General features: G+C 52.0%; 10 protein-coding genes. 7 read left to right on the top strand and 3 right to left on the bottom strand.

Annotated elements, in window-relative coordinates; genetic code table 11:
• Nucleotides 1-93 precede the first annotated feature (93 nt).
• From H8K26_RS15600 to H8K26_RS15585, 4 genes are all read left to right on the top strand, one after another.
• Complete coding sequence (locus H8K26_RS15600) at nt 94-1,278, top strand: lipid-transfer protein (RefSeq protein WP_190480772.1); 1,185 nt, start codon at nt 94-96, stop codon at nt 1,276-1,278.
• A 92-nt stretch (nt 1,279-1,370) separates the two neighbouring features.
• Nucleotides 1,371-2,513 carry an acyl-CoA dehydrogenase family protein gene (locus H8K26_RS15595; protein WP_223827058.1) on the top strand — a complete coding sequence of 381 codons (1,143 nt, stop codon included), beginning with the start codon at nt 1,371-1,373 and terminating at the stop codon, nt 2,511-2,513.
• 123 nt (nt 2,514-2,636) lie between these two features.
• A complete protein-coding gene (locus H8K26_RS15590; protein WP_190480771.1) occupies nt 2,637-3,776 on the top strand; it encodes a CaiB/BaiF CoA transferase family protein in 1,140 nt (379 codons plus the stop codon).
• 486 nt (nt 3,777-4,262) lie between these two features.
• Nucleotides 4,263-7,580, top strand: a complete 3,318-nt coding sequence (locus H8K26_RS15585; protein ID WP_190480770.1) for an amidohydrolase family protein — start codon at nt 4,263-4,265, stop codon at nt 7,578-7,580.
• 113 nt (nt 7,581-7,693) lie between these two features.
• On the opposite strand, the gene H8K26_RS15580 is transcribed toward H8K26_RS15585, so the two are convergent.
• The 3 genes from H8K26_RS15580 to H8K26_RS15570 all read right to left on the bottom strand — a co-directional run bounded on the left by H8K26_RS15580 (nt 7,694) and on the right by H8K26_RS15570 (nt 9,766).
• Nucleotides 7,694-8,263 (bottom strand): cytochrome b, encoded by a 570-nt coding sequence (locus H8K26_RS15580; RefSeq protein WP_190480769.1) that lies wholly within the window; start codon nt 8,261-8,263, stop codon nt 7,694-7,696.
• Nucleotides 8,264-8,511: 248 nt separating this feature from the next.
• Complete coding sequence (locus H8K26_RS15575) at nt 8,512-9,081, bottom strand: outer membrane beta-barrel protein (protein WP_190480768.1); 570 nt, start codon at nt 9,079-9,081, stop codon at nt 8,512-8,514.
• Nucleotides 9,082-9,484: 403 nt separating this feature from the next.
• Nucleotides 9,485-9,766 carry a hypothetical protein gene (locus tag H8K26_RS15570; protein WP_190480767.1) on the bottom strand — a complete coding sequence of 94 codons (282 nt, stop codon included), beginning with the start codon at nt 9,764-9,766 and terminating at the stop codon, nt 9,485-9,487.
• Nucleotides 9,767-9,837: 71 nt separating this feature from the next.
• Here H8K26_RS15570 and H8K26_RS15565 point away from each other — a divergent pair, with 71 nt between their 5' ends.
• From H8K26_RS15565 to H8K26_RS15555, 3 genes are all read left to right on the top strand, one after another.
• Nucleotides 9,838-10,959, top strand: coding sequence for a DUF2855 family protein (locus H8K26_RS15565; protein ID WP_223827057.1), 1,122 nt, complete (start codon nt 9,838-9,840; stop codon nt 10,957-10,959).
• A gap of 486 nt (nt 10,960-11,445) precedes the next feature.
• A complete protein-coding gene (locus H8K26_RS15560; RefSeq protein ID WP_190480766.1) occupies nt 11,446-11,820 on the top strand; it encodes a DUF7674 family protein in 375 nt (124 codons plus the stop codon).
• A 60-nt stretch (nt 11,821-11,880) separates the two neighbouring features.
• Nucleotides 11,881-12,276, top strand: coding sequence for an ankyrin repeat domain-containing protein (locus H8K26_RS15555; RefSeq protein WP_190480765.1), 396 nt, complete (start codon nt 11,881-11,883; stop codon nt 12,274-12,276).
• The last annotated feature ends 72 nt before the right edge of the window (nt 12,277-12,348 follow it).

Here is a 12,348-nt window from a genome sequence, read left to right as displayed (position 1 = left end):
CAAAGCTGCAAAGTTGTTACCGGAGATGACGCAGCTTTGCTTCAGCGCAGTTTTACATCATCTATCAATCATAAAAATAATCAGGAGACACACATGAATCAGCGGGTATATGTATCCGGCGTAGGGATGATCCCTTTCGTCAAGCCAGGCACCAGCGCGAGTTACGATCAGATGGGCATGACGGCCGGCCGTCTGGCACTCGCTGATGCAGGCATCAGCTACGATGACATCGAGCAGGCGTATGTCGGTTATGTCTATGGCGATTCAACGGCAGGGCAAAAGGCTTTGTATCAGATCGGCATGTCCGGCATACCGATTGTGAATGTGAATAATAATTGTTCGACCGGTTCCAGCGCCTTGTTTCTGGCGCGTCAGGCGATTGCCAGTGGCGCCGTTGATTGCGTGCTGGTGTTGGGGTTTGAGCAGATGAGCCCGGGTGCGCTGGGCTCAGTGTTTCAGGACAGACCGAGTCCGTTTGATGCGTTTGATGCCGTCACCGATCAGTTGGTCGGCATGCCGCAGATTCCGCTGGCGCTGCGCTATTTTGGTGGTGCCGGGTTGGCACACATGCAGAAATACGGCACACCGCTGGCATCGTTTGCAAAAATCCGCGCCAAAGCCAGCCGCCATGCGGTGAATAATCCGCTGGCCTTATTTCGTCAGGAAGTGACACCGGAAGATGTGCTGAATTCCACCATGATCTGGCCCGGTGTGATGACGAAACTGATGGCATGTCCGCCGACCTGTGGCGCTGCTGCGGCAGTCCTGGTTTCTGAAAAATTTGCCAAAGCGCGTGGCTTGAATACGCAGGTCTATATTGCCGCACAAGCCATGACCACGGATACGCCATCGACCTTTAATTCCGGTGACATGATGCGCGTAGTGGGTTACGACATGAGCCAGAGTGCGGCAGCGAAAGTCTATGCCCAGGCTGGCATAGGCCCGGAAGATCTGGATGTCGTCGAATTGCACGACTGCTTTGCACACAATGAACTGATCACTTACGAAGCGCTGGGTTTATGCCCTGAAGGTGGCGCGGAAAAATTCATCGACGATGGCGACAATACCTACGGCGGTAAAGTGGTGACCAATCCATCCGGCGGCTTGCTGTCGAAAGGGCATCCGCTGGGTGCCACCGGGCTGGCGCAATGCTTTGAGCTGACCCAGCAATTGCGTGGCAATGCTGGTGCCAGACAGGTTGCCAATGCGCAGACAGCGCTGCAACATAATCTGGGGCTGGGCGGCGCTTGCGTCGTGACCATGTATCGTCAATCCTGATCCTGTCGTGATGCGATAGTGATCTGATCATAAACGCTAAGAATAAGCGCTAAGAATAAGTACTAAGAAAAAACGATGAACAGGAGAAAACGATGAATTACAGCTCACCATGGATGACGCCGGAACTGGTCTCATTTCGCGATGCCATACGCCGCTTTGTCGATGCCGAAGTAGTACCGCATCAGGAACGTTGGGCAAAACAACAACACGTTGATCGCGAGTTGTGGCGCAAGGGCGGCGAGATGGGCATGTTGCTGGCCGATATCCCTGAAGAATACTGCGGTTCCGGCGGCAGCTTTGCGCATCAGGCGATCGTGTTTGAAGAGCTGACTTATGGCGGTGACATGGCGTTCGGCATCCATGTGAATGCGATTGTGGCGCACTACATTCTGAATCAGGGAACGGAAGCGCAAAAGAAAAAATATCTGCCCTTGCTGGCGAGCGGCGAAATGGTCGCCGCGATTGCAATGTCCGAACCCGGTGCCGGTTCTGATCTGAAAGGCATACGCACCACCGCCTTGCCGGATGCAGATGGTTACCGCATTAATGGCTCTAAAATTTTTATCTCGAATGGCTATCTGGCTGATCTGATCGTTGTCGTTGCCAAAACTGATCCGGACGCGGGTGCCAAAGGTGTTTCGCTGATGTTGCTGGAAACCAGAGATTGCCCCGGTTTTAAAGTCGGTCGCATCCTGGAGAAAATCGGTCAGAAAGGGCAGGATACCTGTGAGCTGTTTTTTGACGATGTGCGCGTGCCTGCGGATGCGGTGCTCGGTGGCGTGGAAGGTCGTGGCTTCGCACAATTGATGACAGAGTTACCGTATGAACGCACGATACTCGGTGTCACCGGGGTTGCCGCGATAGAACGTGCTTTGCAGCTGACAGTCGAGCATACGAAACAGCGCAAGGCTTTCGGACAAGCTTTGATAGAAATGCAGAACACCCGTTTTGTACTGGCGGAAATCAAAACCGAAGCCACTATTGCCCGCACCTTCATCGACCGTTGCATCGTCGATATGCTCGAAGGCCGTATGGATACTGAGCTGGCGTCGATGGCGAAATACTGGATATCCGATCTGCAATGCAAAGTGATCGATCAATGTCTGCAACTGTTCGGCGGTTATGGCTATATGCTGGAATATCCAATTGCGCAGATGTATGTCGATGCGCGGGTGCAACGTATTTATGGCGGCGCGAATGAGATCATGAAAGAAATCATCGCCCGCGGCCTGTAAGCGATTGCAAGTAAATTGATCAGGGTGTCGTTCTGACAGAATCGCGTGTGCTGCTTGGTACGAAGATTATGCGGCAGAAAACGCGACGTACCCTGCATCAGATAATCATTCTCCGGAGGAAGTATGAGTGGTCCATTAACTGGTTTGCGCATCATAGAAATGGTGGGGTTGGGGCCTTGCCCGTTTGCGGCGATGATGTTTGCCGACATGGGAGCGGAGGTGATACGCATAGATCGCCCGCCAGTTCCCGGTGCGGCGAATCCATTTCCTATGCTGGGCACGAAATATGATGTGATGGCGCGCGGCAGGCGTTCGCTGGCGCTGGATCTGAAGCAGCCGCAAGACCGCGCGGCTTTGCTGGAACTGGTCGGCAAAGCCGATGCGCTGATCGAAGGATTCCGCCCCGGTGTGATGGAACGCCTGGGGCTCGGGCCGGACGTCTGCCTGCAGAAAAATCCGCGTCTGGTGTTTGGCCGCATGACAGGCTGGGGACAAGATGGTCCTTTAGCGCAAGTGGCAGGGCACGATCTGAATTACATCGCCTTGAGCGGTATGCTGCAAGCGATGGGGCGCCCCGATACGCCTCCAGCACCGCCGCTGAATCTGGTCGGTGATTTTGGCGGCGGAGCGATGATGCTGGCGTTCGGCGTGGTGTGCGCTTTACTGGAAGCGAAAACATCCGGGCGCGGTCAGGTGGTGGATGCGGCGATGGTGGATGGCTCCGCCTTGCTCGGCGCGATGCTGTATGGCTTCCGTGCTTACGGTGCGTGGAATGATCAGCGCGGTAGCAATATGCTGGATGGTGGCGCGCATTTTTACGATACCTACGCCTGCGCGGACGGTAAATTCGTTTCGGTCGGTGCGATAGAACCGCAGTTTTATCAGTTATTGCAGCAACACGCAGGCATCACCGATCCTGCATTTCAGCAGCAAATGCACACACCTGCCTGGCCGGAGCTGAAACAAAAATTAGCGACGATTTTTGGCAGCAAAACCCGGGCTGAATGGTGCGCGATCATGGAAGGCACCGACATCTGTTTTGCGCCTGTACTCGATATGGCCGAGGCACCGCAGCATCTGCATAATCTGGCGCGGCAGAATTTTATTGAGGTCGATGGCGTGACGCAGCCAGCACCTGCACCGCGTTTCAGCCGCAGCGTGCCGGATGTGCCGCAAGCACCGGCGCAGCCCGGGCAGCACAGTCAGGACATTCTGCGTGATTGGGGTGTTGCGCCAAACAACTCGGTAACAAGCGCGAGCTGATTTGAACGCTGGTCCGGCTGTCGTCCGACCTCGAAAAAAGCCCGGAAAATGAAGAAAAACAGGGAGTATCTGCCGTTTTCGCCTTCATCTCCTTATAAATAAAGGGCTTTAAAATATACTGGGGGGAGTATATTTAAGCTGTTTTTGACGTTTTGCAGGCAAATTCCCCCTTGTGCTGGTTTGTGCTACTGGTGTCCCCGGAGTTGATGCGTCTCTCTATGACTGATTTTGGGCGGCAGAATCTGCGATATCTTCAAGCTGTTCCAGAATATTCTTTGTCACCGCGCAAGACGCGACGCCCGCCATCGTGAAACTGAAACGAAACTACAACTAAACTGCAACTAAACACGCATTCAACGGGAACTATTTGCCTGTTTTTCGTATCCGATAGACGCCAAATATCATCTGCGCTCAGCCTGTTTCTACAAATTGGCAGGACAACGGCGGGCGAAGGTGAACTGAAAAAAATCAACAGGGAGAAAATTGATGCGAGTTTCCAGACTTTTGCCGGGTGCACTGGCAGTGATGATGTGTTTTCCGGCGGCGTCTTTCGCAGCCGATGCTGAAAAACCAGCCGCTGCTGACGCTAAAGCTGAAAAAAAAGCGGATGCCGACAAGAAAAAATGGGATGTGAATAATCCGCCCGGTGAAAAACAAACGGTGAATATCGATACCCGCAGCGGCACCTGGATGAGCGTCGATGTCAGCCCCGACGGCAAGCAAGTGGTGTTTGATTTACTCGGCGACATTTACAGCCTGCCGGTCAGCGGTGGCGAGGCGAAAGCACTCACGCATTCGCTCGCATGGGAAATGCAGCCGCGTTTTTCGCCGGATGGTAAACACATTGCGTTTATGTCGGACGCCGGTGGTGGCGATAATGTCTGGGTGATGGATGCCGATGGCAGCAACGCGCGCGCCGTTTCCAAAGAAGATTTCCGCCTGTTGAATAATCCGGTCTGGCATCCGGATGGCAATTACATCGCCGCCCGCAAACATTACAGCGGCACGCGTTCGCTGGGTTCCGGTGAAATCTGGATGTATCACACCAGCGGTGGTGCAGGCATACAACTGAACGAAAAGCCGAACTGGCAAAAAGATCTGGGCGAACCCGCATTCTCTCCGGATGGTCGTTATGTCTATTATTCGCAAGACACGACAGGCGGCACGTCGTTTGAATATAACAAAGATTCCAACGGGCAGATTTATCAGATTTTCCGCAAAGATTTACAGGACGGTAAAGTCAAAGCCATTGTCAGCGGCCCTGGCGGTGCGGTGCGCCCTGTGCCTTCGCCGGATGGAAAATACCTCGCCTTCGTGCGCCGTGTGCGCAATCAATCTACCTTGTTCCTGAAAAATCTGGAAACCGGCGCTGAAACTGCCGCCTGGCCAGAGCTGGAACGCGATATGCAGGAAGCCTGGGCGATCCACGGCGTGTATCCTGCGTTTGCGTGGATGCCGGGCAGTAAAGAAATTGTGGTCTGGGCCAAGGGCAAATTATGGCGTCTTGATCCGTTCGCAGGCAAGGCGAATGAGATTGCTTTCCACGTCAAAGACAGCCGTGAGATTCGTCCGGCATTACGCTTCGCGCATGAGGTCGCGCCGGATCAGTTCGATGTGCATCAGCTGCGCTGGGTAAATGTGGCACCGGCAGGTGACAAAGTGATTTACTCGGCGCTGGGGCATTTGTATATCCGCGATTTACCGAATGGCACACCGCGTCGCCTGACGAAACAAACCGAGAATTTTGAATATTTCCCCAGCTTTTCGCGCGATGGTAAAAGCGTCGTTTACACCACCTGGAATGATCAGAAACTGGGTACGGTCAGAGTGCTGGATATCGCCTCAGGCAAAGACACTGTAATCACGAAAGCACCGGGTAAATATGTGCAGGCACGTTTTTCACCGGATGGTAAGCAAGTTGTTTTCGTCAAAGCCAGAGGCGGTTACCTGACCACGCCGTGGTATGCAGTCGAAACAGGTGTGTATATCGCCAATGCCGACGGTAAATCTGCACCGGTACTGGTGACGGAAGACGGCAGCGCACCGCAGCTCGGCAAAGACAGCAGCGCCGTGTATGTGAGCCGCACCAAATACACCGGCGAAGTCGATTGGACAACATCGCTGGTGCGTGTGCCTTTGGATAAATCACCGGAACAGGCGGTGGCAAAAAGTGAATTTGCCGGTGAGTTTGCGATCTCGCCTGATGGCGAATGGCTGGCATTTGGTGAGCGTTTCCATGCGTACGTGACGCCGCTGCCGCTGGCGGGTAAACCAATCACGATAGGCCAGAAAATGGATGCGCTGCCAGTCAAACAGCTGGATGTGAATGCAGGCCAATATCTGCATTGGTCGGGCGATAGCAAGAAAATTCATTTTGCGCTGGGCGATGAATTGTTCACCCGCGATCTGAAAGATGCCTTTGCTTTCGTGCCCGGTGCGCCGAAGGAATTGCCGAAATTCAGTGAAAACGGCATGAAGATAGGCTTTGCACAAAAGGCCGATAAGCCTGCCGGGGTGACGGTGATTTCCGGCGCCAAGATTGCGACCATGAAAGGCGATGAAGTGATAGAAGACGGTCGCATCGTCATTAAAGATAATCGCATTGTGCAGATAGGCAAAACGTCAGAGGTGGCGACACCTGCCGGTGCAACCGTGATTGACGCCAAAGGCAAAACCATATTGCCGGGCATTGTGGATGTGCATTGGCATGGCGGCATGGGCGAGGGCGGCATTATCCCGCAACAAAGCTGGATCGATTATGCGTCGCTCGCTTTCGGTGTGACGACGATACATGATCCGTCAAACGACACCAATGATATTTTCACGCACAGCGAATTGCAAAAAGCCGGAGAAGTGGTGGCACCGCGTATTTTTTCAACTGGCACAATTCTGTACGGTGCAAAAGGCAATTTCAGCGCTGTGGTGAATAGTCTGGATGACGCGATGACGCATCTGAAACGCCTCAAAGCAGCAGGCGCGATTTCGGTGAAAAGTTATAATCAGCCACGCCGCGAACAGCGTCAGCAGATTCTGGAAGCCGCACGGCAGACAGGCATGATGGTGGTGCCCGAAGGTGGCTCGCTGTTCCAGCACAATATGACGATGGTCGTCGATGGTCATACTGGTGTTGAGCACGCGCTGCCGGTGGAAAAAGTTTACGATGACGTGAAGCAGTTGTGGTCGCAGACTAAGGTCGGTTATACCCCGACACTCGGCGTTGCTTATGGTGGTCTGGATGGCGAACATTACTGGTATGCGCGTACTGACGTCTGGAAGCATCCACTCCTGTCTAAATACGTGCCGCGCTCGGTATTGCAACCGCGCAGCGTTCGTCGTGTGACCGCACCGGAAGAAGATTTCAATGTGTTCCGTACCGCAGAAACCGCCGTGGCGCTGGAAAAAGCAGGCGTGCCTGTGAATCTGGGGGCGCATGGTCAGCGTGAAGGCCTGGCGGCGCATTGGGAAATGTGGACGCTGGTGCGCGGCGGCATGACACCAATCGAAGCGATCCGCAGCGCGACGATTAACGGCGCGCGCTATCTTGGTCTGGATAAAGATGTGGGTTCGCTGGAACCGGGCAAACTCGCTGATCTGATGGTGATAGATGGCGATGTGCTGAAAGACATCCGCCAGTCTGACCGCATTACGCAAGTCATGATTAATGGCCGTTTATACGATACGGCCAGCATGAACGAAACCGGTGCAAGCAAAAAAGCCCGCAAGCCATTCTTCTTTGAAGGAATCAACGGTGTGAACGTGCCGGTGGAAGCCAATGATTATTCACATAATCATGCAGAAGAATAAGCTGTCGAGCTGCCGTTCCGTAAAAAATGAATGCAGTGAATGAAAGGCATTCCAGGCAGCAAAAGAAGTGAAAAAAGCCGGTGTTGCAAATGCACCGGCTTTTTTTTTGAGATTTATTTTCCCAGCATACGCAGCAAGGTTTTATCTTTATCGACAATGTGATGTTTGAGTGCACCGGCAATATGTAAAACCAAAAGACATATCAGCAGATAGCTGATGTATTGATGGCCTGCCTGACCGAATTTATATCCGGCTTCCCAGATAGGGAGAACTTCATTGACGCGTTGCGGGTCTGGATTTTCCTTCACGATTTCCAGCCCGAAAATTCCAAAGCCATGTCCGCTGAAACCCGAGTGCATCATACCGAACACGGGAATCAGAACGCTGCCGATGATCAACCCCCAGTGCGTGATTTTTCCTAAAAATTTCTCAACTGGACGATAGTGCCCAGCCGGATGCGGCCAACCATTTACCGCTCTCCAGATCACACGAAAAATAATCAATACCGACAGCAGTAAGCCTATCGATTTATGCAGGTCGTAGAGATTCCACAGCTCATTTTTCGTCATGATGATGCCCACGCAAAGCAGCGCGACCATACCGAGTGCGATCAGCCAATGCAATACGCGGCTGGTTTTACTTAATCTGTCTGGCTGGTCTTTGGATAAAAAGGAATTCGACATGCTTGTCAACTTTCTGAGAATGATTCGGAAGAGGGATCATATCTGAAATCTGCTGTGCCCAGAGGCCGCACCGTGTTTCAGCAAGTGATGCGAAAGGAATCAACGATGATGGCGATTTTTTCGCGAAGATCATCGCTGATTCAGAGTGCGGTTTTGGGGGATCAATATTGTGAGTGTATTGTTCAATAAAAAAAGGCATGCCTGAGCATGCCTTTTTTTATGATGGATTGCGCGGGGCAATCAGAGCATCAGAATGCGTATTGAACGCCAACGGAGAAGTTGGAGATCGTTACTTTTGCGCCGTCAACGTCAGCAACTTTTGCATCACGACGTTCGTATTCAGCGCGCAGGTTAACATTGTTTGCTACTTGATAGGTAACACCCAGGCCTGCAACTGCTTGTGCGGAATTTTTAGACACAGAGCCTTTTACTGCACCGATAGAGGCATTGACTTCGCCTTTGATGTAGCCAACACCCAATTTAGCAAAGCCAACGAAACCATTGACTGGTGTAGTTTTGAATACGCCAACGAGGTCAACGCCGCTTGCTTTGAGTTCGGCCTTGATACCACTGACATTGGCAGTTGCTTTGCCCAGAGAGAAGTAGCTGGCTTCTACAGCGATGTTAGGGTACAGATCCAGTCCGCCCAGTAATTTAAATGCTGTGTCTGATGTGTCGCATTGTGTTGTGCCTTGGCAGTCTGCATTCCATTTTGCCTGGCCAACTGTACCGCCAACATAAGCCTGTGCGGATGCGCTTGCGCTCATAGCGAAACCAGTGGCGAGCAGAGCTGCAGCGATAATATTTTTCTTAATCATGTGTAAAAATTTTTTTTATAGGGATAAGTAAGTGATGTACCTGAACGTATCTGGCATCACCGGAATCTGACGTTGATTCAAGTCAATTTCATTAAATAAACGCCAATAAACATTTTACATTTTTAACATTGTTGTCGCAAATGTAATTATTGTGTTGCATGCAATGTGTATGTTTGAAGCAACTAGTTTGCTTTGAAGAGTCCTTAATTTTGGCAAATAAAAAAATAATGGTCTTTTTTTGTTATTGATGTAGATATTTTTGCTGCAATGCAGTATATTGGAACTGTCTCCTCCAACACCTCTCAGGTTTTGGATTTAAGCCCGCAAATGCGGGCTTTTTTTTTGTCAGTGAATTTCTTGGTTTTGTAAAATCAGAGCTTGTGAGCGCCTGATTTTTCTGATTTTATTGCATTGCACCAAAGTGGTGTTCAGGTTGGTGCATTCCGCACTTTAATTTCTTATCTTGTGTTTGAGTGGAATATTCGATGTCCATCTTGGTGCGTTCTGTGCTTTTATTTTGTTGGCTGTGTTTTTGCCGCTGCGCTGGTTTTTTGTAAAATGCATCAAATTTGCCCGTCATTACGCCTTTTGTAGTCTGGTCTGGATAAACAATGGCATCGGTGGCGTTGCCGATGAGAAGAAGCACAATCATCGATAGTGACGAGGCGCATTTTTTTTGAATCACAACGGTGACCGGGGGAAAAGATGTCAAAAAACATGCAATACTGCATTTTTTAATAAAACAGATAACGAGACATGAGCATCCAGCCGAAAGAATTTATCGTCAACAAAAGCCACTTACCTGAATCCAGATTCGTCCCTTTGCGTGTACCAACGCTGGGCGAGCTGCAAGACGGACAGGTGTTGCTGCAGATAGACCGCTTTGCTTTTACATCCAATAACGTGACCTATGCCGCTTTTGGCGAGGCCATGCAATACTGGAATTTCTTTCCTACGGAAGATGGCTGGGGGAATATTCCGGTCTGGGGCTTTGCCGACGTGATCGCGTCCAAAGCCGACGGTGTGCAGGTTGGTGAGCGTTTTTATGGCTACTACCCGATGGCGACGCATCTGACCGTGAATGCGACCCGAGTCTCAGACGCTGGTTTTATGGATGGGGCAGAACACCGTCAGGCCATGCATGGCTTGTACAACCATTACGTCAGAACCACGACCGACCCTGGTTACACCAAAGAATCGGAAGACGTGCAGGTGCTGCTGCGGCCGCTGTTTATCACATCCTTCATGATCGATGATTTTCTCGATGACAACCAGTTTTTCGGTGCGCAATCGGTGCTGATTTCCAGCGCCTCCAGCAAAACGGCGTATGGCCTCGCGTTCATGCTGTCGCAGCGCAAGGACAAAGCCTGCAAGGTGATCGGCCTGACCTCGGCGGCGAATCTGGACTTCGTCCGCAATATGGGAATTTACGACCAGGTCATCAGCTATGATCAGGTCGCCACACTGGCGGCGGAGCAGGCCGTGGTCTATGTCGATATGGCGGGCAACGGGCAGTTGCGCAGCCAGCTGCATCATCATTTCGGCGACAACATGAAATACAGCTGCGCCGTCGGCGGCACGCACTGGGACGAACTCAGCGGTGCATCCGGTTTGCCGGGTGCGCGACCAACCCTGTTTTTTGCTCCGGCACAAATCAAAAAACGCATGACAGACTGGGGCCCGGGTGGCGTACAGAAACGCCTCGCAGACGCATGGCAAGCCTTCATGCAACCCGTCATGGCGGCTGAAAAACCGTGGATGCAGATCAGCCACGGCTATGGCGAAGCCGACGTACGTCAGGTCTATGAAGCCATGCTGAGCGGCGCCGCCCGACCAGATCAGGGGCATGTGCTGTCGCTGTGCCGCCCGCTGGATTAAACGAATTTCATAACCAATATTGTCAGAGTGCAGGCAAGTCACCCGACTTTCTGCCACTGATTTTTTGTGCTATACGCGTTGGCTGGCAGCCTCAGGTGCTCTCCATACACTTTTTCAGCCCTTCAAACCCCGAAAATATACTCCCCGGGGTATATCTATAAGCCCAATGTTTCTGCAGGGATTAAGGGTGTTTTCTTAAAAACAGGGGGGAGTATGCAGGATGCGGACGTTTTTCCCGGGCTTGGGCGTATGCGACTGTGCGCCCAACTGACGTGATGCCCCGACATATTTGAGCCTGCGACGAACGCAGACAGGTTCCTGTTGTTATACTGTGTTTTTAATCAGTATAACGAAAAAAAGCTATACCAGATAAGGACTTGCGAGGCATTGGAACTTGTTGCTTATTTTCTATTCATCTGATATTTTGCCATTTTGCACTTTAAAACAAGTTAGCCTTCTCTTCCGATGATCGAGCAGACCGAAACCATGCAAATCCTCGTTGACGCCTGTCCGTCATTCGAGGATCAGTGGAAACAGCACGTTGAGGCCTTTGGGAATGACGTCTTGTACTTGGCCGCAGGGGAGTTCGCAGCACACTTGCTTGAGCGCTTTCAAGCTGGAGATGCCGAGGCGTTCAGGGCGGTCGGTATTGCTATCGAGAGGCTGCACACCGAGGGAACGCCCTGGGTTCGAGAGTTCGCCACCATCGGTGTGCTAGAAGGGATTCAGAATGTTTGGAGCCACTCGGCGACGAGCCCCGAAGCGTTCTTCCCGTTCCTCGGCCTGGAGTCGCAGCGCTGGTGGCGAGGGCTTAACAAGTTCTGGTCAGCGGAGTCGCCCTATGTGGCCGCCGAAGGCTAACCCTGTGCTCCAGCGGACGGCTTCGCCGCCCGCTGAGCTCGCACGTTGGGCGTCATTATCATGGCCATGAATGAACGTGTCGTTGAATTGCTGAATCGCATTAAGAGCTCGCCCGATTTCAGTTACGTGGTCTTCGACTCCATCAATGCAACAAATGCGCTTGGAGACAATGCTCTTCATGCTGTTTGTGTATGGGGCGATCTAGAGTCCGCCCAGCTTCTCGTCTCCAATGGCATTAATATCCATCAGGAGGGTGAGCTTGGCTTTACTCCGTTGAGAGTCGCGGTTGATTTTGGTCACTTCAAAATTGCCGAGTACCTAAAAGCCAATGGGGCTGATCCAGCATCCATTGACGCACCTGAGAGGTTCGACCGTGAGCGGAATGATCTGCATTTAAAAAAGCTCGGGGAAGAAATCGAGGCTCTAGAAAAGCACATCGAAGGAGAGTGCCCGTGACGCCCAACAATTCCGTCGAGAGGGACCGCCCACAAGCTGTGCTTGCGGGGTCCCTTCGCGGCTTCGCCGCTA

The organism is Cognatundibacterium aquatile, assembly GCF_014699135.1.
GTDB classification, from domain to species: domain Bacteria; phylum Pseudomonadota; class Gammaproteobacteria; order Burkholderiales; family Burkholderiaceae_D; genus Undibacterium; species Undibacterium aquatile.
This window is presented reverse-complemented; position numbering and strand designations above follow the sequence as displayed.